We start from the raw sequence: 24,311 nt of genomic DNA, 5'->3' as shown, positions 1-24,311 counted from the left end.
CGGTGACTCGTACGGTGTGGTCCCCGACCCACCCGCGGACGGCCCGTCAGCCGTCCGTTCCTCGGCCGAGCGGCGCTGAACTGCTCGTGTCGGACGACCATTCCCGCGATTGCGCATCCGGTTTCGACAGTCGGCTCGGCCACCACATGCGGCGGTCCAGGTCGACGGTCAACGCGGTGACGAGGATGGACCGGACGACCAGGGTGTCCAGCAACACGCCCAGTGCGACGGCGAAGCCGATCTCGGTGAAGGCGACGACCGGCAGCGTCGCGAGCACGGCGAACGTGCTGGCCAGAATCAGACCCGCCGACGTGATGACGCCGCCCGTCGCCGCGAGGCCGATCACCGCGCCCTCACGCGTACCGCGATGTGCCGCTTCCTCGCGTACGCGAGTCATCAGGAAGATGTTGTAGTCGATGCCCAACGCGACCAGGAACACGAACACGAAGAGCGGGAACGCGTTGTCCTGGCCCGCGAAGTCGAAGACGTGCTCGAAGACGAACACGCTGATGCCGAGCGCCGCCGCGTACGACAGCACGACCGTCGCGATCAGCACCAACGGCGCGACCAGGGCCCGCAGCAGCAGGCCGAGGATCACCAGCACCACGACCAGCACCAGCGGGATGATCACCTTGTTGTCCTGCGTGGCGGCGTGCTCGGCGTCCATGATCACCGCCGTACCGCCGCCGACGCGCGCGTCCGCGTCCGGCACCGCGTGCACCGCGTCGCGTACGCGTTCCACCGTGTCCTTCGCCGCCTGGCTGTCCGGACGGTCGTTGACGGTCGCCTGGAAGAACGCCCGGTCGCCCTCAACTGCCGCCGGTGTCACGGCCGATACCCCGGGATCGGCGCGTACGGCCGCCTCGACCTCGGGCGTCGCGGGCGCGTTCGCGATCACCGAGATCGGGTCGCCGGTGCCGGCCGGGAAGTGCTGGTCCAGCACCTCCTGGCCGACCACCGAATCCGGCTTGTCGGTGAAGCCGTCCGCCGCGCTCAGGCCGGTCGCGTTCAGCGACACCAGCCCGACCGTGCACGCCGCCAGCGCAAGCCCGGTTCCGATCCACACCCTGCGCGGCCGCCGCGCGATCGCATTGCCGATGCGCGCCCAACGGCCGGACCGCGTCGGCTCATCGCTCCCGTACGTCGGCTTGACCGGCCAGAACACCCACCGGCTCACGACCACCAGCAAAGCCGGCAACAGCGTGAGCATCGCGGCCAGAGCCACCAACACGCCGATCGCACACACCGGTCCCAGCCCGCGCGTCGAGTTCATCTCCGCGGCCATCAGGCACAGCATCGAGATGACGACCGTCGCCGAACTCGCCAGAATCGCCGGCCCCGCACGATGCAGCGCCAGCGCCATCGCCTCGTGCCGGTCCTCGTGCCGCCGAAGTTCCTCGCGGTAGCGGGCCGTCAGCAAGAGGGCATAGTCCGTCCCCGCACCCAGGACCAACACGATCAGGATGCCCGCGCTCTGCGCGTTGACGGTAAGCCCCGCGTGCTCCGCCAGCAGGTAGATGACCGCCTGCGAGACCACCAACGACACACCCGCCGCCAACAACGGGAACAACCACAACACCGGGCTGCGGTACGTCAGCAGCAGCAACAGCACGACCACCGACACCGTCGCGACGAGCAGCGTGCTGTCGATCCCCTCGAACGCCTCCGCCTGGTCGGCCCCGATACCGCCCGGACCGGTCACGTGCGTGGTCATGCCCTGGTCGTTCGCGCCCGCGACGTCCCGCAGCCGGTCGACGGCCGGAGTGAGGTTCTCCCAACCCTCCTCGCCGACCTCGATCGGCACGATCGTCTGCATCGCCTCGCCGTCAGGCGACACGACCGGCCCGATCACCGGCCCGACGACATGCGGCGCGGTCGCGAACTCCGCCGCGTCGCTCGTGCCCTTGGCCGTGTCGGCGGGAGTGACGCCCCCTGGACGTTCGTAGACCACGACGGCCTGCAAGGTCGTCGTGGCCTCGAAGTTCTTCTGCTCGTCGATGACTTTCGTCGACTCCGCGTTGCCGGGCAGCCAACTGGACGCCTGATTGTCCTCGGCGTCCGACAGTTTGCCGGCCAACGGCCCGGCCACCACCAGCAGAAGGAGCCAGATCACCACGACCGCCCACTTCGTACGGCGGCCACAGGGGAGGGACGCAAGTCTTTGGGTCGGACTCATGGGACGTTCCGCGGAATCTTCCGATCACCGAAACCCCGAGCGTCACGTGCACCGGCCCCGGCACCCCCTCCGCCGGACCCATTCACCCAGCCTCCCACCACCCCCACAATCCCGCAGCCCGAGCCACAGCCTTGCGGTCCAACGCGATTGTGACCGTGTTCTCCGCGTCGTAGGTGCGGGCAGGCGGAGCGGCGCTCAGGCGGCGAGGGGGAGGTCTGGGGTGCGGAAGACCTGGCGGTCGGGCGCAGACCTCGCAGGCTTCGCGGGCGGCGGCCCATGGCGAAGGCGGCTGTCGCCGTCGCGTCGGCCTCGGTGAGGGACGGCGCGACGACGGTCAGGCCGAGGAGCTCGGTCGCGGGACGGCCGGTGCGGCCGTCGAGGATGTGGTCGCCGCGCTCGTGGCGGGCCGAGGTGGCGACCGCGGCGTCGTGGATGCCCAGGACCGCGCAGAGTTGACCGGCGGGTTCGGGGTGGCGGACGCCGACGCGCCGTGGCGCAGGTCAGGCGGTTCGGGGGTCCGGTCCCACCCTGTCGGCGGCGTCGCGGACGAGCGCGTGCATTTCCGCGGCCGATCCCGCGGCCAATCGGTAGACGCCTTGGAGGCTGACAAAACGCTTGAGGAGACCGTCCTCGACGTATTTCAGGGTGCGTTCGCCCCGCCGTGACGTGTACGTGAGCCGCTCCAACATCGTCGGAGGCACCACGGTCTCGAAGTCGAGGGGCGTCCCGGCCGTGCCGACGAGGATTTCGCGGGCGCAGCCTTCCAAACCGCCCGGGTACCAATCGAGAAAGCGCTCGTGCTCCTCGGGCGTGAGCATCTTCTCCGGCGTCTGGTAGTGCAGGAGCGAGACGCTTCGTACGACTTCGAGCCGTCCGAGGACGCGGATTCGTCCCTTGGTGACCGAGACCGGAAAGATGTGGTCGCCGGGTTGCAGGCCCGCGCTCAAGAAGCTCGGTAGCGATTGGTGTCCGCTGGCTATCAGAGTGGACAGGCGTTTCCCGCCGTATCCGGTGTCACGCAGGTAGCGGCACCTGCCCTGGGTCCACAGCGTCGTGTACGAGTTGGTCACCGGCCCGACCGTATCGGGGCGCAAGGACAGCGCCTTTGTCCATGCGTGGGCCGGCAGAAGCGGGCGCCGCAGTCGTAGTTGGGCGGTTCAGAGTGCGGTGCCCGGGATGGGGGTGGCGAGGGGCTTGGGGGGTCCGGCGGCCGGGCCGACGACGCGGTGGACCTTGTCGACGGCGAGGGCGTAGACCTCCGAGGCGAATTCCGGGGAGTCGTCGCCGGCTTGGACGAACATGTAGACCAACTCGACGGCGCCGAGCGGTTCGAGCACGATGTAGCCGTTGACGGGGACGTCCTCGTAGGCGCCGTCCATGCGTACGGCCACCGAGTCCGGGCCGCCGAAGGTGACCGGGGACAGGTTCAACGTCAGCGGCGGGCCGCCGACGTTCGAGGGGAACGAGAGCGTGGTGCAACTGGTGAGCGCCTCGCGGAGCACCGCGTGGTTCGCCGCGACGGTCTCGGGCGGGCCGGCCACGAGTTTTTCCTCGATGAACACGGCGTCCGCGACGAGCTGCACTTCGGGCCAGGGGTCGGGTTCACCCGGGGAGGGTGTGTCGCGGAGGCTGTCGAGTGCCGGGCAGCCGGTCGGGTCGGTGGCCTCGTCGTCGGCCGGAGGGCTCTCGGGGTCCTCGGACACCTCCGGCCCGACGTCGGTGGGCTCCAAGAGTGCCTGGCTCAGCGTCTCGGGCGTGGGGACGCCGTCCTCCGCCTCGGCGGGGAAAGGGCCGGCGGCGAGCACCAGTGCGCAGGCCGCCCCGGCGACGACCGCTGCTTTTCCGCGACGGCCGCCAAATCCGCCGTATCCGCTGTACCCGCCGTATCTGCGAGGTCGGTGATGTCGGCGACGCCTGTGCCCGGAGGCCGGATTCTGTGGTTTCCGCGCGATGCGCATGTACGCCTCCTGGGGCCGCGAAGCCGGATGGACACGTCCCTCCAGGCTCCCCACGCCGGCCGGGATCCGCAAACGCGCGGATCCGGGCAGCCGCGTCCCGGCTGCCGCGTCCGGCCCACGGGCGCCGGCCGACGGGGCCGGGCCAAGCGCCCGGCCTACGCGTCCCGGCCGACGTATCCCGGTGAAAGCCTCGCGGCTGCCGCCTACCCGTGGTGCCGTGACGCGGCCTCGGCAAGGGCGGTGAAAAGGCCGTGCTGCGCCTCGTCCGTCGCCGCGGTGTCCTCCGGGTGCCACTGGACTGCCAGCAACAGCCCTTTGGCATCCCGGAGTTCGACTGCCTCGACGGTGCCGTCCGCGGCCCGCCCCGTGACAGTCAGGCCGCGGCCGAGGCGGTCGAGGGACTGGTGGTGGTAGCAGGACGCCTCGATCTTCTCCGTTCCCACATCCCTCCCGACAGCCCTCCGCACAGCCCTCCCCACATCCGTCCCCATCGCCGCCGCCACCGCGGAGCCCTCCCGCAGTCGCACGGGGTGCACGAGGTGCCGGTGGTGGGTGGGCATGTCCTGGGTCAGGGTGCCGCCCAGGGCCACGTTCAGCACCTGCATGCCGCGGCAGACGGCCAGCGTGGGCAGTCCGGACCGCAGCGCGTACCGGATCGCGGCGAGGTCGAAGGCGTCCTGGGCATCGTCGACGTCGTACACCTCCTCGTGTACGTCCGCCGCGCCGTACGTGTGCGGCGCGAGGTCGCCGCCGCCGGGCAGCAGCAGACCGTCGCAGCGCGCCAACCGCTCTGCGGCGTGCCGCGGTTCGGCCGGGTGCATCATGAACGGCTCGCCGCCCGCCCGGTACACGGCCTCGGCCAGCGCCCGCGCGGTGACCTCGGCCGCGTAGCGCAGCGCCGACGTACGCTCGGCGAACCGGCACGGCAGGGCGATCAACGGCCGCGTCACAGCTGGATCCAGGTCGTCTTGAGGTCGGTGTACTTGTCGAGCGCGTGCAGCGACTTGTCGCGGCCGTGGCCAGACTGCTTGACGCCGCCGAAGGGCACGTTCAGGCCGCCTTCCTCGTAGCAGTTCACCCACACTGTCCCGGCCCTGACGGCGCGTGAGACCCGGTGCGCGGTCGCGAGGTTCGACGTCCAGACCGCCGCCGCGAGGCCGTACTCGGTCGAGTTCGCGAGCCGCACCGCCTCCGCCTCCGTCTCGAACGCCATGACGGACAGGACCGGTCCGAAGACTTCCTCGCGGGCGATGGCCATGCCGGGCGTCACTCGGTCGAAGACCGTCGGTTCCAGGTACGACCCGGCCCGGTCCACGCGCGAGCCCCCGCACCGCAGTCGCGCGCCCTCCGCCGACGCCCGCTCGATGTGCCCGCGCACCCGCGCGAGGTGGTCCTCGGTGACGAGCGCGCCCATCTCCGTGGCGGGGTCCAGCGGGTCGCCGACGCGCAGCGTACGGCCGCGCTCGACGATCGCGTCCACGACCTCGTCCGCGACCGACGCGTGTACCAGCAGCCGGGACGGGGCGGTGCACATCTCGCCTTGGTTGAAGAAGATCCCCCATGCGGCGGTGGCGGCCGCCGCGGCCAGGTCGGGGGCGTCCGGGAACACGATGTTGGGCGACTTGCCGCCCAGTTCCAGCCAGACGCGCTTGAGGTTGGAGTCGGCGGCGTACCGCAGGAAGTGCCGCCCGACCGCCGTCGACCCGGTGAAGGCGAGCACGTCGACGTCCGGGTGCAGGCCGAGCGCCCGTCCCGCCTCCGGACCCTCGCCCGCGACGACGTTGAAGACGCCCGGCGGCAGGCCCGCCTCCCGGGCGAGGCGGCCGAGCAGCAGGCCGGACAGCGGGGACTGCTCGGCGGGCTTGAGGACGACCGTGCAGCCCGCCGCGAGCGCCGGGGCGACCTTCCACGCGGCCATGGTCAGCGGGAAGTTCCACGGCACCACGGCGGCCACCACGCCGACCGGCTCGCGCGTCACCAGCGCCACGGCGTCGTGCGCGGTCTGCGGGGCCTCGTCGATCAGTTTGTCGGCGGTCTCGCCGTACCAGCGGAAGGTGTCGGCCACCGCGCGGAGCTCGATGCCGTACGCCTCGGTGACCGGCTTGCCCATCTCCAGCGAGATCGCCAGCGCCAGGTCCTCGCGGTGTGCCTCGACGAGGTCGGCGAGGCGTACGAGGGCCCGGCCGCGGTCGGTGGGGGACAGGCGCGGCCACGCCCCGTCGTCGAAGGCGCGGCGTGCCGCGGCCACCGCGAGATCGACCTCGGCCGCGCCCGCCCGGGCGACCTCGGCGAGCACCTTGCCGTCGCGCGGCGAGACGACGGTGAAGGACGCGCCGCCGCCCGCGTGCTCGGCGCCGGCTATCTGGTGCTGCGTCACGGGCCGGAAGGCGGCGGCCCGGGCCTGCCAGTCGGCGTGGGTGAGGTCGGTCATGGCGTCCGGCTCCCGCGGGTCGAGGCTATTGTTTGAGGTCAAACGATACCCAGCCGTACGTCCGGGGCAAGGGGTTGACCTGCGTCCTCGGCCCTCAGTAAATTGTTTGGGGTCAAACGATATGGAGGGTTCCCCATGACCGAGGCCACCGCCGTGAGCGCCGCGGCACCCGCGGCCGTCGCGACCGTCGCCGGCGTCGCCGTCGACACCCGGCACTGGATCGGCGGCGAACGGGTCGGGTCGGCGGACACCTTTGCCGACGTCTCGCCCGTCGACGGCACCGTCATCGCCCGCATCGCCCGCGGTACGGCGGCCGACGCCCGGGCCGCGGTCGCCGCGGCCCGCGAGGCCTTCCCCGGGTGGGCCGCCACGCCGCCCGCCGAGCGCGCCCGCATCCTGCACGCCGTCGCGGACGGCGTCGAGAAGCGCCTCGCGGACCTCGCCATCGTCGAGACCACCGACAACGGCGCGCTGCTGCGCTCGCACCTGCGCGGCGTCATGCCGCGTGTCGCGCACAACATGCGCTTCTTCGCCGACTGGCTCACCGACCGCCTCGACCACGGCGACTTCGACACACGCGGCCACAACAACCACGTCTCCTGGGACCCCGCCGGACCGTGCGTGCTCATCACGCCCTGGAACGCGCCGCTCATGCTGGCCACCTGGAAGATCGGCCCGGCCCTCGCGGCCGGCAACACCGTCGTCCTCAAGCCCGCCGAGTGGACCCCGCTCACCGCCTCGCTGTTCGCCGACATCGCCGCCGAAGCCGGGCTGCCCGCGGGCGTGTTCAACGTCGTCCAGGGCTACGGCGAGGAGGTCGGCGCGGCGCTCGTCGAGGATCCCGACGTACGCCGCATCAGCTTCACCGGCTCGGTCCCCACCGCCCGCGCCATCGGCGCCGCCGCGGCCGCGAACCTCACCCCCACCAGCTTCGAACTCGGCGGCAAGTCACCGCTGCTGGTCTTCGCCGACGCCGACCTCGACCTCGCCGCCGACCTCGCCGTCGAGCAGTACGACAACGCCGGACAGGTCTGCCTCGCCGCCACCCGCATCCTCGTCGAGGAGTCCGTGGCCGAGGAGTTCACCACCCGCTTCGTGGAACGCGCCGCCGCGCTCGTGCAGGGCGACCCGCGCGACGAGGCCACCGACATCGGCCCCAACATCCACGCCGACCACCTCGCCCGCGTCGACGGCTTCGTCCGGCGCGCGGTCGACTCCGGCGCCCGCGTCGTCGTCGGCGGCGGCCCCAACACCGAACTCGGCGGCCTGTACTACCGCCCGACCCTCCTCGCCGACGTCGCCCACGACGCCGAGATCGTGCAGGAGGAGGTCTTCGGCCCCGTCCTCACCCTCCAGACCTTCGCCGACGAGGAGGAGGCCGTCGCCCTCGCCAACGACACCCGCTTCGGCCTCGCCGCGACCGTCGCCACCGGCGACCGCGAGCGCGCCGACCGCGTCACCGCCCGCCTGGTCGCGGGCACCGTCTGGGTCAACTGCTTCTTCGTACGCGACCTCCAGGCGCCTTTCGGCGGCTCTCGCCAGTCCGGCGTCGGCCGCGAAGGCGGCACCTGGAGCTTCGACTTCTACTGCGACGTGAAGAACACCGTCACCTCGCCGAATGGATGGCACTGACATGGGGGAGATCGTCGGAGCGGGCCTCGTCGCCCACGCGCCCACCATCATGCTGCCGCGCGACGTACGGTTCGAGCTGAACGAGGGCCGCGAGATCAGCCTCGTCACCGGACTGCGCGAGCTGCGCGAGCAGGTCTTCGCGAACCCGGAACTCGACTACGACACCGTCGTCGTCTTCGACTCGCACTGGGCCACCACCGTCGAGTACGTCATCGCCGCGCACCACCACCGCGCCGGGCTCTACACCTCCGAGGAACTCCCGCGCGGCATGTGCCGCATCCGGTACGACTTCCCCGGAGACCCGGAACTCGCCCGCAACACCGCCAAGTTCGCGGACAAGCACAGAACGTGGATCACCCCGATCGACGACCCGTACCTGCCCATCCACTACGCGACCGTCAACCTGTGGCACTACCTCGGCGTCCCCGGCAAGCGCTGGATGTCGGTCGGCTGCTGCCAGACCGCCGACGTCGAGGACAACCTGCGACTCGGCCGCGCGCTCGCCGACGCCATCGCGGAGACCGACCGCAAGGTCCTCCTCGTCGCCTCCGGCGCGCTCTCGCACACCTTCTGGAACCTGCGCGAACTGCGCGACCACGAGGCCTCGCACCCCCGGCACGTGCGCACACCCGAGGCGCGCAAGGCCGACGAGGACCGCCTCGGCTGGATGGAGCAGGGAGATCACGCGCAAATCCTGCGCGCCATGCCGGACTTCATGCAGTACAAGCCCGAGGCGCGCTTCGGTCACTACCTCATGATGCTGGGCGCCCTCGGCGAGGAGCGCTGCACCGCGCCCGGACGCATGTACGGCACGTACGAGAACGCCACCGGGACCGGCCAGGCCCACATGTGGTTCGACCGCCCCGCGGCGGGCTGGGCCACCTGACGCGGCCCCTCGCCCCCGACTCCCGCCGAACTACCGCCGTGCACCGCACACTTCCGAAGGAACACCGTTGACCACCACCCCACAGCCCACCACCCCACAGCCCACCACGGAGTACCGCCGGATCCTGCTCGACGGCGCGACCGTCGAGGTGGTCCGCGAGGGCGACGAACTGATCGCCGCCGACGGCCGCCGCGTCAAGACCTCCGACGCGCACCACCTGCCTCCCGTGGTGCCCGGCAAGGTGATCGCGGTGCACCTCAACCACCGCAGCCGCGTCGAGGAGTTCCAGACCTCGCTGCCGCCCGCGCCGACGTACTTCCACAAGCCGAACTCGGCACTGAACTCGCACGGCGGCGCCGTCGTGCGCCCCGAGGGCTGCAAGTACCTCAACTACGAGGGCGAGATCGCCATCGTCATCGGCCGCACGTGCCGCAACGTGTCGCCCGCTGAGGCGGGGGCGTACATCCGCGGCTACACCCTGGCCAACGACTACGGCCTGCACGACTTCCGCGACACCGACGCGGGCTCGATGCTCCGCGTCAAGGGCTCGGACACGCTGTGCCCGCTCGGCCCGGGACTCGTCGAAGGCTGGGACTTCCGCGGCAAGACGCTGCGCACGTACGTCAACGGCGAGGTCGTGCAGGACGGTTCCACCGACGAGATGGAGTGGGACATGCACTACCTCGTCGCGGACATCGCCCGCACCATCACGCTCCACCCGGGAGACGTCCTGCTGTCCGGCACGCCCGCCGGGTCGCGGCCCGTCCAGCCGGGCGATGTCGTCGAGGTCGAGGCCGAGGGCCTCGGGCGCCTCACCAACCGCATCGTGACCGGGCCCGTCCCGGTCCGCGACGACTGCGGCGCGCAGCCGACCGAGTCCGAGGAAGTCCTGTCCACGGCCCTCGGCGGTGACTGGGAGTTCCGCGGCATCCGGGCGCCCAAGCGCCCCTGAAACCCGAATCCGCACGTCCCTCCGGCGGAAGCGCCGGTGCGATCAGAAGGAGCCGAACGGTGAAGATCGTCGTCGACATGGAGCGCTGCCAGGACCACGGGCAGTGTGTCTTCTCCGCACCCGAGGTGTTCCAGATCAACGCCGCGGGGCGACTCGAATACGTCGCCGAGCCCGACGACGCGCTGCGCGAGGCGGTCGAAGACGCCGCCGACGTTTGCCCGTTGCAGGCCATCACCATCGAGGACTGACGGTGGCGGCACACGAATTGGTCGCCCCGGTCGCCCCGGTCGCCCCGGTCGCTTCGGACGCCCTGGACCCCCGCCGAGTCGTGGTCGTCGGCGCTTCGATGGGCGGCCTGCGCGCGGCCGAACAACTTCGCGCCGCGGGCTGGTCAGGGCCGATCACCGTGGTCGGCGACGAGAAGCACATGCCGTACAACAGGCCTCCGCTGTCCAAGGAGGTCCTGGCGTCCGACGTGTCGCACGAGGCGGTCGCCTTCCGTGCCCGTGCCGCCACCGCCGACGTGGAGTGGCGGCTGGGCGTGCGGGCGGTGGCCGCCGACCTCGACGCCCGGCACGTTTCCCTCGCGGACGGCACGCGACTCCCGTACGCGGGACTGGTCGTGGCCACCGGCATCCGCCCCCGCCGGCTGCCCTGCCCCGGCCCGGCCGAGGGCCGCCACGTCGTCCGGACCCTGGAGGACGCCCAAGGCCTGCGCGGCGCGCTGACCCCCGGCTCCCGCGTCGTGGTGGTCGGCGCCGGGTTCATCGGCTGCGAAGTCGCCGCCACCGCACGCGGACTCGGTGCGGAGGTGGCGGTGGTCGCCCCGGAGGCCGAACCCATGCTGCGCCCGCTGGGCGCCGAACTCGGTGCGGCACTCCGCCGTCGGCACCAGGCCCGTGGCGTCGCCTTCCACCTGGGCCGAACCATCGGTCATTTCAGGGGCATTGACGCCGTGACAGGTGTCGTCCTCGACGACGGGACGCACCTGCCCGCCGACGTCGTCGTGGAGGCGGTCGGATCGAGCCCCAACACCGCGTGGCTCGAAGGCAACGGACTCGACCTCTCCGACGGCGTGCTGTGCGACGCGCTCCTGCGTGTCGAGGGCCGCCCGGAAGTGGTGGCCGTCGGCGACATCGCCCGGTTCCCCAACGCCCGCTACGACGGCGTGCCGCGGCGCGTCGAGCACTGGAGCATCCCGACCGACTCGGCCAAGCGTGCCGCCCGCACGCTCGTGGCGCACCTTACCGGTGCCGAGCCGGACGATGCGCCGTTCGCCCCGCTGCCGGCGTTCTGGTCCGACCAATACGCCGAACGGCTCCAGTCGTTCGGCGCACCGGGCCTGGGTGCCGCCGATATCCGGGTGCTGGAAGGGGAGTTGGACGCCGACTGTGTGGTGGGCTACCACGCGGAAGGGCGCCTGGTGGGTGTCGTGGCGCTGGGCGGCGGCGCCGCGGCGACGGCGGCCCGCTACCGGGGGGCGCTCCTGTAGCGGGGCCGGGCCGGCCCCGGCCCCGCGTCGCGCGCCGACCTGCGGCGGGTTGAGCGTGGCAGCCTGAATGTCGCTCTGTATGTGGTTACGGGGTCGTGGCAGGATCCGACGATGACCGTGTACGGGGTCGGGACCTGGACGCGGGACGGGACCTGGACGCGGGACGGGACTTGGATGGGGGCCGGGGCTTGGACGGGGGTCGGGACGCGGACGGGGGTCGGGGCTTGGACGGGGATACGAAGGTCGCCACACCGCTCGGGGACGTGGTGTTGCGCAGCTTGGCCGACGGGACTCTCTCCAGCGAGTTGTCGGACCTCCAGTGCATGGACGGCCGCGGCTTCGGAGGATGGACGGCTGCTCTCGCGGCTCTGGCGGCCGTCCGGGCCGCCGGCGACCGCGTGCTGCACACGTTCCGGGCGGTGTTCACCCGGCAGGCGCGCGTGGGTGAACTCCGGATCGAAGCCGAGCCGCTCGTGGAGGGGCGCACCGCCGCCGCGTACCAGGTGACCGTCCGTCAGGAGGGCACCGTGGTGCTGGCCGCCCAGTGCTGGTTCGTGGACGCCTCGCTGCTCGCCGAGAGCGGTCCCGCGACGGATCGGCTCGCCGACGTGCCGCCGGTGTCCGCGTGCCCTCGTGTGCACTGGACGGAGGAGTTCATCCCCTGCCTCGCCGGTTTCGCCGAGTGGGCGGTGGAATTCCCTTTGTCGAACGAGGAGTTCCAGACGACCTTCGTCGACGGCGGCGACGTGCTGTCGCTGTGGACGGCCCCGGCCGAGGACGTGCGGGACGGCGTACCCGGCGTGCGCGGCGTACTCGACGAGCACGCCGGGGAGTCGCCCGACGGTGTCGCCGAGCGCCTTGCCGACCTGATGATGCTCGACACCCACCTCATGGACGCCGCCCACCGCACCACGCCGGACATCGCCATGATGACCCTCGACCTGACGGCCACCTGGTACGCGCGACCCCGCCACCCGGCCCTGACCTTCTTCGAGGCACGCGGCCGCGTCGACGGCCTGCTCGCCGCCACCGAGGGGACGCTCGTCACGCCGGACGGCACGGTGCGGGCCACCGGCACGAGCCAGTGCCGCGTCTACCCGCGCACGTAGATGTGCAGGATGGGCGGGTGGGCCGGAACCTCCTCCGGGGCGAGCGAGAACACAGCCAGGCGGTACGCCGTCGGCGCGCACGACTCCGTCGCGGCCGGCATCGCTCCCGCGCCCGGTTTCGGAGTCTCCGCCTTCGCCGGTTCCAGTCGACCGTCCAGCCCGTGCCGCAACTGCGCGGCGTACGACTCGCACACCGGGTACAGGAACGCGAAGGTGCGCTCGCGCGACAGGTCGAAGGTCGCCGCCTCCGGGTTCCGGTACGCCGCCGCCAGGTCCTTCGGGGCCGACACACCCTGCGTACCGGGCAGTCCGCCGAGGCCGGCCAGCCACGAGCGCGCCGCCTCCTCGTCCGGGACCTCGGCCGCGACGACACCCAGGTCCGGCTGCGCGGTGACCAGGGCGGTGCTGCGAAGTATGCCGACGCCCGCGCTGCGCGGCGTGTTCCCGTCCAAGACCGGTGCGGCGGGCAGGAGTTCGCGCGGCACCTCGAAGTCGGCCGTGGCGAAGTTGTACCGGTCGCAGTCATCGGTGTCGCCGCCGGGCACGTCCACGTCCACGCCCAGTTCGTTGCCGTCCGCGTAGAGGCGCATGGCGGTGGCCGGCACGCACTTCGTCGATACGGACGCGGTGACCACCACGTTGCGCGCGAAGTCGGTCGGGGGCGCGGTCATGGCGGCGGCCCGACTGTCGTCGTCCGTGCGAGTGGCGACGTACTCGCGCCACGACCCCGCGACCGTGAATCCCGTGCCGTGGTCCTGCGGGTCCCAGGTCAGGGTCCGCGTGTCGATCCGCGAGCCGCCGGGCCGTCCGGGCCGCTCCTCGTTCCACCAGTCCCCCGCGAGGACGACCGCGATCGCTATGAGCACGACCATCACTCCGGCCATCACCGTGAGGAGGTGGCGCCCGTCGTCGCGCGGATCGTGGGGCTCCGGTTCGGTGGCCTGTGCGTGGTCCATGCGGGGTGAGACGGACGTCCCCGCGCGACGGTTCCCTGGGGGCGAGGGTGGCGGCGGGCCGGCCCCGCGCCGCTCGATCCGCCGCCCCGTGCTGCGGAATGCACCCTGTTCCACGCGGTCCGGACAGGCGACGGCCAACCGGCGGCAACCTTGCGGTAGTTCGATAGGCGGACAGGCGGGGCAGCAAGATCTACGGTCATGTAGATTGGGCCGCGCCCGGACGCCCGCCCCGGGGCCTGCGCGCATGCGCGGGTGCCGGAGCAGATATCCGGACGCGGCGGCGGCAGCCAACGCCGTCGGCCGCCCCGGCGCAGGGGCGGCAGCGAACTGTCTCTACAGTTGGCTCGATTCCTTGCACGGGGCACCGCTCGATCCGGAGGAACCATGGTGGACTGGGAAGTGGCGACACTGGGCGGCGGACCCGCCGACGGGCTCACCGTGCGCGTGGTGGACCGGCCGTCCGTGCTCCAGGTCGTCTACCCGTGCGCCGTCGACACCCCGGCCTCGGAGGCCCAGGTGCAGGCGCTGTACGTCTACCGGCGCCGTAACGGCGAGCCGCTGTCGTACGGCTTCGACGCCGCCACCCCCTGAGCCGCGACCCCCTGAGCCTCCACGGCCCGGCCGGCTGGGCCCGCCCCGAGTCGCCGGACCTCGGCTCGACGCCCCTCCGGCTTGTGCGCGTACCCCCTACACGCGCGCGTGCGTCGTGATGTCCACCCGGAAGTCCGCGACCATGCCCGGCGTCACGGTCGGGCGGCACTGCGCCACCGCCTCCAGGTAGTCCCGCGTACCGGCCCCCGCGACCGTCGAGGCGGGCAGGTCCAGGTCCCGTTCGAACGACGCCTGCGCCGCGATGCGCGCGGCGTGCTCGATGTCCGCAGGCGTGAACAACTCGCTGGCGCGCACCAGCGCCTCAAGATCGACGTCGGTACGCCGCGCGTGCGCGTACCGCCCCCACATCGCCCGTCGCGCCGCGTTGTCGGGTGTGCCGATCGGGATCACGTAGTCGAACCGGCCCGGCCGCAGGAACGCCGGGTCCAGCGACCGTACGGAGTTGGTCGCGCAGACCAGCAGCCGTTCGTTGCGCTCGCGGAACGCGGGGATCAGCTTGAGCAGTTCGTTGGTGACCGAGTGCGTGCCGCCGGGCGGCGTCGTGGACTCGAACTGGCGCACCGGCGCGATCTCCTCGACCTCGTCGATGAACACCACCACGCGGTCGAGTTCGGCCAGGCGCGCGAACGCCTCCCGCAGGGCCGCGGCGAGGTTGCCGCTGTCGGCCAGCCTGGACGGCAGCAGTTCGACGAACGGCCAGCCCAGCCGCGACGCGATGCCGCGCGCGAACGTGGTCTTGCCGGTGCCGGGCGGACCGAACAGGGCGATGGCGCGCGGTGGTTCGACACCATGCCGCTCGGCGCGCTCGGGATCGGCCAGCGGCAGCACCACCCGGCGCTCGATCAGCGTCTTCTCCTCCTCCATGCCGGCCAGGCGCGACCACAGGTCGCCCGCCAGCACGCGCCCGCCCAGCCGCTCCAGGACGTCCGCGGCCCGGTCGTCGACCGGTTCCACCTTCTCGAAGTACGCCACCGCGGGGCGCCGGTCGTACCCGGCGGTGACCAGGCCCTCCTGGAGCAGGTCCTCCTCCGGCAGCACGTACGCGATGCGCCGCACCCGCATCTCGACCAGGCGCCGCTCCAACGCCAGCAGCAGCGCGCTGGCCAGGCCCAGCCCCCGCAGCGACGGCGCCAGCGCGATGCGCATCACCCACGCGCGCCCCTCCGCGACGGTGGCGAGCGCGGCCCCGATCGCCTCACCGTCGCGGCGCGCGACGACGGCGGGCTGGCGCGCGGTGAGGGCGGTGATGCACTCCGACACGGAGAAGACGGAGTCCGGGCCCAGGCCCGACGTCGTGTCGATGAGGTGTACGACGGCCGCGAGGTCGTCCTCGCGGTAGTCCTGAACGATCCAGCCCATCGGCAAACCTCCAGCGGCGCGCGCGACCGACCCCGGGCAGGGGGTCGGACGCGGTGGTCGAGTGCCGAAGGCTAGGCGCGGTCGAGGGGCGCGCGACTCCTCCCAAGTGGACAAGTGCGGCAGCCGGATTGCGCCAGTGTGCGGATTGACCGCGTCGTTCACGCCCCGCAGCCGAACGGTTGCGGCAGGGTGGAGGGGTGGCGATTGCTCCCGATCACGCAGGCGGCGAAGCCGCCGACCAGGCTCCACCGAGCGCTCCGGCCGTCCCGGCCCAGGCCCCGGCTCCGCCACGGGACCAGGTCGCCGACCCGGCCGCGGTCCCCGGCGGGCCGGACGCGCCCGACCGCTCCGCGATCCCCGATCCGGCGGCCGCCCACGCGCCCGCCGACCGCCGGACCTCGGGCGCGGCGGCCATGGTGGTGTGCGGCGACGACGCGCTCGCGTACCGGCTCACCGCCGAACTCGTACGCCTCTACGACCAGCCCGTCACCGCGCTGGTGCCCTCCACGCAGTCCGGCAACGGTCCGCTGATCGCCGAACTCGCCCGCGGTGAACGGCTTTCGGTGACGGTACGCGAGGCCGCCGAGCCCAGCGAGGCGGCCCTGCTGTCGGCGGGGGTGCAGCACGCCGAAGCGGTCGCCCTGACGTACACCGACGACCAGACCAACATCCACGCCGCCCTCCGGGCCCGCCGCATCAACCCGTCCGTGCGCCTGGTCATCCGGATCTTCAACCGCAAACTCGGCCGCTACGTGGAGGACTTGCTCTCCCGTGCCACCGCACACGCCTCGGCCGCCGAAGTGACCGTGCTCTCGGACGCGGACACCGCCGCCCCGGCCCTCGTCGCGGCGGCGCTGGCCGGCCAGCGCAGTCGGATCGTGGAGGCGGACGGCCTGCTCCTGCGCGCCGCGGACCGCGCCGCGGGGGACCCGGTCGTCACCATGGAGCTGGGCGAACTCTGCACGCTCGCACTGCTGTCCGACACCGCATCGGAACGCCGCGGTGAGGGCCCGGTGCCGCCGCGCGGCCCGATGCTGCTGCCCGACGACGACGAGGTGGAGACCGCGTCGCTGACCCGCAGCCGGGTGGTGCTGGAGGCGGTCACGCGCGAGTCGGCGCGTCCCGACAACGTCCCGCCGCGGCGTCCGCTGGGGAAGCTGCCGCGTGTGCCGTTCCGCGAACTGTTCTCCCGCAGGCTCATGCTGGCGGTCGCCATACTCGTCGCACTCGAAGCGCTCTTCGCGGTGCTGACGTGGCAGGTCACGCGGGAGCCGCCGCTGCGCGCCGCGTACCTGTCGATCCTGGACCTGCTGAGCCTGGGCGACCCGGCCATCGGCGAGCGCAAGGGCCGCCAGATCCTGCAACTCCTGTCCGGACTCACCGGGTTGGCGCTGCTCCCGGTCCTGTTCGCGGTGGTCCTGCAGGCGCTCGGTTCGTTCCGCACCGCGACGTCGCTGCGCCCGCCCCCGCGCGGCCTGACCGGCCACATCGTGCTGATGGGGCTCGGCCGGGTCGGCAGCCGCGTCCTCGACCGCCTGCACGCTCTCGGCGTCGCCGTGGTCTGCATCGAACGCGATCCCAAGGCACGCGGCGTGGCCCTGGCCCGGGCGCTGCACGTGCCGGTCGTCATCGGCGACGCGACGCAGGAAGGCGTACTGGAGTCGGCGCTGATCGAACGCGCGCAGGCCGTGCTCGCCCTCACCAGCAGCGACGGCAGCAACCTCGAAACCGCGTTGTATGCCCGGGAGTTCAACCCTGCCATCCGCGTGGTGATGCGGTTGTTCGAGGACGACTTCGCGGCGGTCGTCAACCAGGCGATGCGCGCGTCGTTCCCGCAGGCCACGACGCGCAGCCGCAGCGTCTCCACCCTCGCGGCACCGTCGTTCGCGGCGGCGATGATGGGACGCCAGATCCTCGGCGCGCTGCCGGTGGAACGCAAGGTGCTGGTCTTCGTGGCACTGGAGGTCGGCAACCACCCGGAGCTACTTGGTCGCACCGTCGACGAGGCGTTCCGGCCCGGCGCGTGGCGCATCCTCGCCCTCGACCTCGCCGACCCGCGGGACCGGCGCGCCCTGTCGCCGACCATAGGGGACGGCCACCGGCAGCCCGAGCTGGCCTGGGGGCTGCACCAGGGGTACGTGCTCCAGGCCCGCGACCGGGTGGTCCTGGCCACGACGCGGCGCGGCCTGGCGGACCTGCTCCAGCGGCGTCCGAACGGGGGAGGAGGCGGGGGCGGCGGGGGCGGCGGGGGCGGCGGGGGCGTACGGCAGGCCGCGGGCGACGCCCCGGCGTAGGCGGCCGAGGGGGTCGACCCCGCTGACACGCGTGCGTGACGTGCGCTCCGGACGTGCGCCCGGGACGTGCGTCACCGAGATGCGTCCCTGAAATGCGTCTTTGAGAAGTGGCCCTGAGGTGCCAATCCGACGTGTCCCCGACATGTGCCTGACGTGCCGGGACGCCGGGCCCCTTCCCCTACCCGGCGCCCCTGTGCGGACCCCTCTCCAGTTCTCCGGGCCCCGGTTGTCCGGTGCCCGGCTCGCGGACTCCTCCGCTCAGGAGCCCGACGCGGAACCCGGGGAGGAGTCCGTCTCCGTGCCGGCCTCCTGGCTCCCGTCCTCGACCGGCACATGGTCCGACTCGGCGTCCTGCGCGCAGACTCCTGCGAACCAGGGGGCGCGTCAATGGAGTTGGCGGGTCCACTTGTGGTGCGCACAAAACCCGCACAACCGTCGCCGCGCCCCGGGTTAGAGTCGGACACATGGCAGGTACTGACGGGAACGCCCCGACCAGCGTGCGCGTGGACGCCTGGATCTGGGCCGTGCGGCTCACCAAGACCCGCTCGATCGCCGCCGCCGCGTGCAAGGCGGGCCACGTCCGCGTCAACGGCGACCGCGTCAAACCGGCGCAGTCGCTCAAGATCGGCGACGAGGTGCGGATGCGCCTCGACGGCCGCGAGCGGATCGTCGTCGTCACGAAACTGATCCTGAAGCGCGTGGGCGCGCCCGTCGCCGTCGAGTGCTACACCGACAACAGCCCGCCGCCCCCGCCGCGCGAGGTCGCCGCGGCCGTCGGCATCCGCGACCGGGGCACCGGCCGGCCCACGAAGCGCGACCGCCGCCTGATGGACCAACTGCGGAGCGGTCCGGGCGCCCCTTGAAGCCGTAGGGGCCTGCCGTTAGCGTCCGCGCATCGCACGACGATCAATCGCATGACGGTCAAAGGGGCGCGGCGGGATGAGCGAGAACGGCACTGGCAAGGGTGTGGTGGCGGCGTACGACGTCTCCTCGGACGCGGCGGGCGCGATCGTGGCCGACATCGTCGCCAAATGCGCCGCGACCGGACGGGCCGTGAGCGTCGCGGTCGTGGACTCGGCCGGGACGCTGGTCGCCTTCCACCGCATGGACGGCGCGCTGCGCTTCAGCGCGGACCTGGCCGTCGCGAAGGCCCGGACCTCCGCGTCGTTCGGGCGGACCACCGCCTTCATGGAAGGCCTCATGACCGACCGCCCCGCCTTTTCGCAGAGCTTCACGGAGATCGGCGGCTGGTACCTCGGGCGCGGCGGCCACCCGCTGCTGCGCGACGGCAAGCCCGTCGGCGGCATCGGGGTGAGCGGCGACGCCGCCGACTACGAGGACGAACTCGCCCGCGAGGCGTCCGAGGCATTCTGACGGGCGCCGACCGCGACCAGGCACCGGACCGACCAGACACCGGACGGCGACGAGGCACCAGACCGCGACTAGGTACCGGCCCGGGACCAGGCGCCGGACCGCGACAAGACGCCGACCGGCAAGGCACCGGACCGAGCAAGACGCCTGGCGGACAAAGCGGGACAAATAGCCGAATTCCCGTCGCCTTCCCGGCCCTCATAGGCCAGATCACGCCGCCCCAACCTCTCGCGCCCTGGATAGTGGCGTGATTTCGCCCGTCGCTAGGGTCGGGTGATCATGGGTCACTCGGGGAGCAACAACCACAAGAAGCCGCCGCGGCGGATCGTCCGCAAACGCATCCTGCTCGTCACCGCGGGCGCCGTGCTCATCAGTGGAGCGACCGGCGTCGCCGCGTACGCGAAGCAGAGCCCGTCCGGCAAGTCCGCCGGGCCCAGACCCTGCACCCTGCTCCCCAACCCGAACACGCCGGTCGAGAGCGAGGAGCGCACCTGCTTCTCGGTCGCCGCGAGCGTGGACCGCACGCCCGCCGTCGGCGAGACCGCGACCGTGCGCTTCACCGTCACCTCGCAGTACGCCGCCAAGGGCGTGCGCATCGAAGCCGACCTCCCCGCCGGCCTGACCTGGGCCGCGCCGCCCGCGGGACTCGCCTCCCGGACCCAGGACGACGCCACGCCCGTCAACGGCGGCCGGATCAACCGTGCCGACGCGACCGGTTCGTTCAAGAAGGGCGAGGCCAGGACCTACGAGGGCAAGGTCACCGCGTCCGCGCCCGGCCCCGCCGAGATCCGAATACGCGCGCTCAAGGACGAGGCACGCGGCGTCTCGGCCGCGGAGGACGCGGTCTTCCTCACGGTCGGGGCCGCCGGAAGCCCCTCGGCGCTCGGCATCGTGCCGCCCGCCGAGGGCGAGGCCGTCGACACCCCCGCCGCCGTCGAGCCGCAGCCGGTCACGCCGTTCCGGCAGCCGCAGGAGGTCCCGGACGAGGCGAAGCCGACGCCGACCAGCGACGACGTGCAGCCGCGTACCGGCACCGCGCCCTCGGACTCCCGCTCCGCCACCGCCGCGCCCGGCGCCGCGGCCGCCGCGCCGCAGGCGTGCGTGACCGGCAAGTGGGTCTACGTCGACAACAAGGGCAAGACCCGTCCGGTCGTCAACGCGAGCGTGCAGGCGTGGGACTCGGACGAGAGCAACGCGCACGACCTGCTCGGCAGCGGCGTGACCAGCTCGACGGGGACGTACAAGGTCTGCTTCGCCAATACCGACGGCACCTCGGCCGGGCAGGACGTCTACGTCAAGATGTTCACCACGAACTCCCGCTGGAAGGTGCAGAAAACCGGCACCACCGACAGCTTCGTGTTCAAGACCAAGACCGTGGTGAACGTCAAGACCGGCACCACGGCCAACCTCGGCACCACCAAGCCCAGCGACGCGAGCCTCATGCGGGCGCTCCAGGCGTTCGACGTCGCGAACGACGTGTGGCTGTGGGTCCCGGGCAGCACCTGCTGGGACAGCCTCGACACGACCTGCCGCCAGCTGGTCCTGAACTGGGCGCCCGGCTCGCAGGAGGGCAACTTCTACCGCGGTTCCACCAATCAGCTCTTCCTCAAGGGCACCGCGCCCGACTCCCGCATGACCGTCGCCCACGAGATCACCCACGCGCTCATGGACGACGTGTACGAGGACCAGCTGCCGCCCATCCCCAACTGCAGCCCGCACGGCGTGTCGGCCAAGTCGTCGACCGGCTGCGCGTGGGTCGAGGGCTTCGCGGAGTGGGTGCCGGCCAGCGTCTACAACGACCCGTACTACCGGTGGCCGAGCGGCGCGTCCATGAACCTGGAGACGCCGAACAAGAGCACTCCCGACTGGGACGACGGCGACACCGTCGAGGGGCGGATCGCCGGGGCGCTCATCGATATTTCGGACAGCACCAACGAGGGCAACGACATCTACGGCGAGGGCGACCCGGGGAACATCTGGCAGACGTTCCTCAAGCACCGCTCCAACACCTTCCGCGAGTTCTGGGAGCACCGGAAGGCGGACGGTTACAACACGGCCTGGACGGGCGCGCTCAAGAGCGTCTACCAGAACACGATCGACTACCGCTGAACGCTGCGACCCGACCGGACCCGTCCCGACCCGTCCTGACGCCGACGGACGCAAGCGCCCCTCGCCCAAGGTGAGGGGCGCTTGCGCGCGTCCGCCGCCGGTGCCCGCGCGTGTCACCCGCGGTGTGCCTTCGACGTGCCTCCCACGCAACTTCGGGTGCCTCGCGGGTTACTTGGCGGTAATTTACTGACCGTCGACTGCGCCTGGAAAGAGCGGCACGGGGGTTCCGGTGCGTCCGGTTCAGGGACGAGGCTGGGATGGGTCTAGAACAACGACGGAGTGCCGAGGCGAAGGCGGTTTCCGTCCGGGTCCGTGAGGTGGACCTCGCGCGCCCAGGGCTGCTCCTCGATGCGCGCCCCGAACTCCTTGGCGACCGCGTCGACGTCCTTGATCCGCAGGTAGACCAGGGTGTCGGGACGCGCGTCCCCCTCGTGCTCGGACAGGAACAGCCGTACGCCGCCCCGCGCCACCTCCACGAAGGCCGGAAAGTGCGGCTCGAACCGGTGCTCCCACTCCTTCACGAAGCCGAGTCTGGCGTACCAGGCGACGGACGCCTCCGCGTCGGCGACCCGGAGGACCGGGATCGCCTCCTCGACGATCTCGTTGCTTCCCCCGTTGCCGGCCTCGTTCTCGATCGCGTTCCCGATCCCGTTGTCGATCTCGCTCATGGCGCCATCATCGCGGGTCTTCCCAGACGCCGCCGCTCCAGCTAGCCTGCGTTAAATTAGCACTGCTAACCAGAAACGGCGCGCGGCACCGCGGGGGGCCGCGCCGGCACCAGAGGGCAGCCATGGATTTCGCGCTCACCGACGAGCAAAAGGCCGTACGCGACACCGCCCGGGCGTTCATCGCCAAGGAGGTGATGCCGCTGGAGCAGGAGGTGCTGCGCCGGGAACGGGCGCACCAACCGGGCCTCGAACTCGGTGAGCTGCGCGAACTCCAGCAGAAGGCCAAGAAGTTCGGCTTCTGGGGCCTGTCGACGCCGCAGGAGTACGGCGGGATGGACCTGCCGGCCGTCACCCAGTCGCTCATCTGGACCGAGATCGGCCGCTGCTTCGTGCCGTTCCGCTTCGGCGGCGAGGCCGACAACATCCTCTACTTCGCCGACGAGGACCAGAAGAAGGAGTACCTGCTCCCGACGATCGCCGGGGACCGCATCTCGTGCTTCGCGATCACCGAGCCGGGCGCGGGCTCCGACGCCGCGAACATCAAGCTGTCGGCCCGCCAGGTCGGCGACGAGTGGGTGCTCAACGGCGAGAAGACCTTCATCACCAACGGCAACGACGCCGACTTCGCGATCGTGGTCGGGGTGACCGACAAGGACAAGGGCGTACGCGGGGGCGGCACCACTGCGTTCCTGGTCGACCGCGAGATGGGCTGGAAGTCCGAGTTCATCCAGACCATGGGCGAAGGCGGCCCGGCCTCCCTGGTGTTCGAGGACGTCCGCGTCCCGGCCCGCAACGTCCTCGGCGAGGTGGGACAGGGCTTCGCCCTGGGCATGAAGTGGATCGGCAAGGGCCGCTACGTCATCCCCTCCAACGGCATCGGCATCGCCGAGCGCGTACTCCAGATGGCGGTCGACCACGCCAACACGCGCGAGACGTTCGGCCGGCCGATCGGTGAGAACCAGGCGATCCAGTGGATGATCGCCGACTCCGAGGTCGAACTCGAGGCCGCCCGGCTGCTCGTGCTGCGCGCCGCCTGGGCCATCGACCAGGGCCTCGAACCGCGGCACAGCTCCTCGATGGCCAAGCTGTACGGCGCCGGCATGGTCAACCGCGTCGTCGACCGCGCACTGCAGATCCACGGCGGCATGGGCTACACGCGCGAACTCCCGCTGGAGCGCGCGTACCGCCAGGTCCGCCTGTACCGGATCTTCGAGGGCACCGACGAGATGCTGCGCCTGATCATCTCCCGTGACCTGCTCCGCGGCTACACCAGGCTCGGCCAGGTCTGACGACTCGACGGCGAGGGATGACGCTATGGCACCCGTGTCCTCGGTCGGGGTGGGCAACGCCCCGGTGAGTTCGGACGACCTGGTCGGGGCGCTGCTCGGCGGCGTCCCGGGAGACGGCCCGCACGACGGGGGCCGTGGCGCGGCGGTCGGCGCCGCGAACACCCGCGATCCCGGCCCGGTCGGTTCGGTCGGACCGGTCGGCGCCGAGATGGCGGCGGTGCTGCTCGGGCTGCCCGAGCACGGGCCGTACGCCGTGCTGGCGCTCACCAGCGTGGTCGACGACGGCGGCCCCCAGGGGCACTTGGCGTCCCGGGACGCCGCCCGGTCGGCGGGCGGACCCGGCGCTCCGGGCGCCCTCGGCGCCGCCTCCGGCCCGGCCGGCGCCCCGGGGGGCCTCCAGGTGGGCTCCGGGATGCGCACGGTGTGGTGCGCGGCACCGCCGCCACCACCGCCACCGCCCGGCCAGCGGTACGCGGGGCCGGTCGTCCGGGCGCACGCGATCGTGCACCTCGGCGACGCCGAACTCGCGGACCTGGTCAAGGCGCTCGACCCGCCGCCGGGGCTGCGCGTCGGCGTCAGTCCGGCGGTCGACGGCCCCGCGAAGCTGGCGCGGGGACGCGTACTGGCCGAACGCGCGCTGCGGGCCAACCCGGACGCGCCGGTCGCGGTACTGGAGGAACGCCTGCCCGCGGCCGTCGTCGCCGACAGCCCGGACCTGGCCCGGCTGCTGATCTCCCGCGCGCTCGGCCCGGTCCTCGAACTGCCGTGCGCCGACCGCGACTCGCTGCTGAGCACGTTGCGGGCCTGGCTGGAGTCGGGCGGTTCGACGCGGCGTGCCGGGAACCGCCTCTTCTACCACCCGAATACGGTGCTCAATCGGCTGCGGCGCTACGAGCAGCTGACGGGCCGCCTGCTCGGCGACCCGGTGTCCGTGGTGGAGTTGTCCTTGGCACTGGACGCCTACCGGATCGCGGAAGCGCGCTGAGGGCGGACACGGCTGACGAACTCGGCGGACGA

General features: G+C 72.2%; 22 protein-coding genes. 13 read left to right on the top strand and 9 right to left on the bottom strand.

The window, feature by feature from the left end; all coding sequences use genetic code 11:
• Window positions 1-46 precede the first annotated feature (46 nt).
• From AB0C36_RS14125 to AB0C36_RS14100, 6 genes are all read right to left on the bottom strand, one after another.
• On the bottom strand, window positions 47-2,176 hold the full coding sequence (locus AB0C36_RS14125; RefSeq protein WP_358353460.1) for an MMPL family transporter: 2,130 nt from the start codon (window positions 2,174-2,176) through the stop codon (window positions 47-49).
• Complete coding sequence (locus AB0C36_RS43220; RefSeq protein ID WP_435839042.1) at window positions 2,173-2,610, bottom strand: FAD:protein FMN transferase; 438 nt, start codon at window positions 2,608-2,610, stop codon at window positions 2,173-2,175. Before AB0C36_RS43220 ends, AB0C36_RS14125 begins: the two co-directional genes overlap by 4 nt.
• 66 nt (window positions 2,611-2,676) lie before the next feature.
• Window positions 2,677-3,246 carry a hypothetical protein gene (locus tag AB0C36_RS14115; RefSeq protein ID WP_358353458.1) on the bottom strand — a complete coding sequence of 190 codons (570 nt, stop codon included), beginning with the start codon at window positions 3,244-3,246 and terminating at the stop codon, window positions 2,677-2,679.
• An 87-nt stretch (window positions 3,247-3,333) separates the two neighbouring features.
• Window positions 3,334-3,981, bottom strand: a complete 648-nt coding sequence (locus AB0C36_RS14110) for a hypothetical protein (RefSeq protein WP_358353456.1) — start codon at window positions 3,979-3,981, stop codon at window positions 3,334-3,336.
• 356 nt (window positions 3,982-4,337) lie between these two features.
• Complete coding sequence (locus AB0C36_RS14105) at window positions 4,338-5,084, bottom strand: gamma-glutamyl-gamma-aminobutyrate hydrolase family protein (RefSeq protein ID WP_358353455.1); 747 nt, start codon at window positions 5,082-5,084, stop codon at window positions 4,338-4,340.
• Window positions 5,081-6,565, bottom strand: coding sequence for an aldehyde dehydrogenase (locus AB0C36_RS14100; RefSeq protein ID WP_358353453.1), 1,485 nt, complete (start codon window positions 6,563-6,565; stop codon window positions 5,081-5,083). The genes AB0C36_RS14105 and AB0C36_RS14100 overlap by 4 nt, the downstream gene beginning before the upstream one ends.
• 135 nt (window positions 6,566-6,700) lie before the next feature.
• On the opposite strand from AB0C36_RS14100, the gene AB0C36_RS14095 reads away from it, so the two are divergent.
• The 6 genes from AB0C36_RS14095 to AB0C36_RS14070 all read left to right on the top strand — a co-directional run bounded on the left by AB0C36_RS14095 (window position 6,701) and on the right by AB0C36_RS14070 (window position 12,636).
• The gene (locus AB0C36_RS14095) at window positions 6,701-8,197 is read left to right on the top strand and encodes an aldehyde dehydrogenase (RefSeq protein ID WP_358353451.1); all 1,497 of its coding nucleotides are present in this window, start codon (window positions 6,701-6,703) and stop codon (window positions 8,195-8,197) included.
• 1 nt (window position 8,198) lies between these two features.
• Window positions 8,199-9,083 carry a DODA-type extradiol aromatic ring-opening family dioxygenase gene (locus AB0C36_RS14090; RefSeq protein ID WP_358353449.1) on the top strand — a complete coding sequence of 295 codons (885 nt, stop codon included), beginning with the start codon at window positions 8,199-8,201 and terminating at the stop codon, window positions 9,081-9,083.
• 67 nt (window positions 9,084-9,150) lie between these two features.
• A complete protein-coding gene (locus AB0C36_RS14085) occupies window positions 9,151-10,035 on the top strand; it encodes a fumarylacetoacetate hydrolase family protein (protein ID WP_358353447.1) in 885 nt (294 codons plus the stop codon).
• A 59-nt stretch (window positions 10,036-10,094) separates the two neighbouring features.
• Window positions 10,095-10,283 (top strand): ferredoxin, encoded by a 189-nt coding sequence (locus tag AB0C36_RS14080; RefSeq protein ID WP_358353445.1) that lies wholly within the window; start codon window positions 10,095-10,097, stop codon window positions 10,281-10,283.
• Window positions 10,284-10,345: 62 nt separating this feature from the next.
• Window positions 10,346-11,527, top strand: a complete 1,182-nt coding sequence (locus AB0C36_RS14075; protein WP_358353499.1) for an NAD(P)/FAD-dependent oxidoreductase — start codon at window positions 10,346-10,348, stop codon at window positions 11,525-11,527.
• Between the two features lie 224 nt (window positions 11,528-11,751).
• The gene (locus AB0C36_RS14070) at window positions 11,752-12,636 is read left to right on the top strand and encodes an acyl-CoA thioesterase domain-containing protein (protein ID WP_358353443.1); all 885 of its coding nucleotides are present in this window, start codon (window positions 11,752-11,754) and stop codon (window positions 12,634-12,636) included.
• Here the strand turns inward: AB0C36_RS14070 and AB0C36_RS14065 are convergent.
• Window positions 12,621-13,592: a hypothetical protein gene (locus AB0C36_RS14065; RefSeq protein WP_358353441.1), complete on the bottom strand. Its 972-nt coding sequence runs from the start codon at window positions 13,590-13,592 to the stop codon at window positions 12,621-12,623. The genes AB0C36_RS14070 and AB0C36_RS14065 overlap by 16 nt on opposite strands.
• Window positions 13,593-13,976: 384 nt before the next feature.
• On the opposite strand from AB0C36_RS14065, the gene AB0C36_RS14060 reads away from it, so the two are divergent.
• Entirely contained in the window at window positions 13,977-14,183 is a 207-nt protein-coding gene (locus AB0C36_RS14060; RefSeq protein ID WP_358353439.1) for a hypothetical protein, read from the top strand.
• Between the two features lie 96 nt (window positions 14,184-14,279).
• On the opposite strand, the gene AB0C36_RS14055 is transcribed toward AB0C36_RS14060, so the two are convergent.
• Window positions 14,280-15,563: an ATP-binding protein gene (locus tag AB0C36_RS14055; protein ID WP_358353437.1), complete on the bottom strand. Its 1,284-nt coding sequence runs from the start codon at window positions 15,561-15,563 to the stop codon at window positions 14,280-14,282.
• Between the two features lie 413 nt (window positions 15,564-15,976).
• On the opposite strand from AB0C36_RS14055, the gene AB0C36_RS14050 reads away from it, so the two are divergent.
• From AB0C36_RS14050 to AB0C36_RS14035, 4 genes are all read left to right on the top strand, one after another.
• Entirely contained in the window at window positions 15,977-17,857 is a 1,881-nt protein-coding gene (locus AB0C36_RS14050; RefSeq protein WP_435839041.1) for an NAD-binding protein, read from the top strand.
• 365 nt (window positions 17,858-18,222) lie between these two features.
• Window positions 18,223-18,720 (top strand): RNA-binding S4 domain-containing protein, encoded by a 498-nt coding sequence (locus tag AB0C36_RS14045; protein WP_358353497.1) that lies wholly within the window; start codon window positions 18,223-18,225, stop codon window positions 18,718-18,720.
• Between the two features lie 76 nt (window positions 18,721-18,796).
• Window positions 18,797-19,231, top strand: coding sequence for a GlcG/HbpS family heme-binding protein (locus tag AB0C36_RS14040; protein WP_358353433.1), 435 nt, complete (start codon window positions 18,797-18,799; stop codon window positions 19,229-19,231).
• A 276-nt stretch (window positions 19,232-19,507) separates the two neighbouring features.
• Window positions 19,508-21,337 (top strand): hypothetical protein, encoded by a 1,830-nt coding sequence (locus AB0C36_RS14035; protein ID WP_358353431.1) that lies wholly within the window; start codon window positions 19,508-19,510, stop codon window positions 21,335-21,337.
• 263 nt (window positions 21,338-21,600) lie between these two features.
• Here the strand turns inward: AB0C36_RS14035 and AB0C36_RS14030 are convergent, their stop codons facing one another.
• The gene (locus tag AB0C36_RS14030; RefSeq protein ID WP_435839040.1) at window positions 21,601-22,005 is read right to left on the bottom strand and encodes a glyoxalase superfamily protein; all 405 of its coding nucleotides are present in this window, start codon (window positions 22,003-22,005) and stop codon (window positions 21,601-21,603) included.
• A gap of 122 nt (window positions 22,006-22,127) precedes the next feature.
• Between AB0C36_RS14030 and AB0C36_RS14025 the strand changes: the two genes are divergently transcribed.
• Together AB0C36_RS14025 and AB0C36_RS14020 are read left to right on the top strand one after the other, a co-directional pair.
• Window positions 22,128-23,294: an acyl-CoA dehydrogenase family protein gene (locus AB0C36_RS14025; protein WP_358353429.1), complete on the top strand. Its 1,167-nt coding sequence runs from the start codon at window positions 22,128-22,130 to the stop codon at window positions 23,292-23,294.
• Between the two features lie 25 nt (window positions 23,295-23,319).
• Window positions 23,320-24,279 (top strand): PucR family transcriptional regulator, encoded by a 960-nt coding sequence (locus tag AB0C36_RS14020; RefSeq protein ID WP_358353427.1) that lies wholly within the window; start codon window positions 23,320-23,322, stop codon window positions 24,277-24,279.
• The last annotated feature ends 32 nt before the right edge of the window (window positions 24,280-24,311 follow it).

The organism is Streptodolium elevatio (assembly GCF_040649515.1).
GTDB lineage: Bacteria > Actinomycetota > Actinomycetes > Streptomycetales > Streptomycetaceae > Yinghuangia > Yinghuangia elevatio.
Note: the sequence above shows the minus strand (reverse complement) of the source record. Positions and strands in the feature narration are given on the sequence as shown.

Coding starts and splice junctions, on each gene's coding strand:
- AB0C36_RS14125 (WP_358353460.1), bottom strand. CDS start 2,176: ATGAGTCCGACCCAAAGACTTGCGTCCCTCCCCTGTGGCCGCCGTACG.
- AB0C36_RS14100 (WP_358353453.1), bottom strand. CDS start 6,565: ATGACCGACCTCACCCACGCCGACTGGCAGGCCCGGGCCGCCGCCTTC.
- AB0C36_RS14095 (WP_358353451.1), top strand. CDS start 6,701: ATGACCGAGGCCACCGCCGTGAGCGCCGCGGCACCCGCGGCCGTCGCG.
- AB0C36_RS14090 (WP_358353449.1), top strand. CDS start 8,199: ATGGGGGAGATCGTCGGAGCGGGCCTCGTCGCCCACGCGCCCACCATC.
- AB0C36_RS14065 (WP_358353441.1), bottom strand. CDS start 13,592: ATGGACCACGCACAGGCCACCGAACCGGAGCCCCACGATCCGCGCGAC.
- AB0C36_RS14060 (WP_358353439.1), top strand. CDS start 13,977: ATGGTGGACTGGGAAGTGGCGACACTGGGCGGCGGACCCGCCGACGGG.
- AB0C36_RS14055 (WP_358353437.1), bottom strand. CDS start 15,563: ATGGGCTGGATCGTTCAGGACTACCGCGAGGACGACCTCGCGGCCGTC.
- AB0C36_RS14050 (WP_435839041.1), top strand. CDS start 15,977: ATGGTGGTGTGCGGCGACGACGCGCTCGCGTACCGGCTCACCGCCGAA.
- AB0C36_RS14040 (WP_358353433.1), top strand. CDS start 18,797: ATGAGCGAGAACGGCACTGGCAAGGGTGTGGTGGCGGCGTACGACGTC.
- AB0C36_RS14035 (WP_358353431.1), top strand. CDS start 19,508: ATGGGTCACTCGGGGAGCAACAACCACAAGAAGCCGCCGCGGCGGATC.
- AB0C36_RS14030 (WP_435839040.1), bottom strand. CDS start 22,005: ATGAGCGAGATCGACAACGGGATCGGGAACGCGATCGAGAACGAGGCC.
- AB0C36_RS14025 (WP_358353429.1), top strand. CDS start 22,128: ATGGATTTCGCGCTCACCGACGAGCAAAAGGCCGTACGCGACACCGCC.
- AB0C36_RS14020 (WP_358353427.1), top strand. CDS start 23,320: ATGGCACCCGTGTCCTCGGTCGGGGTGGGCAACGCCCCGGTGAGTTCG.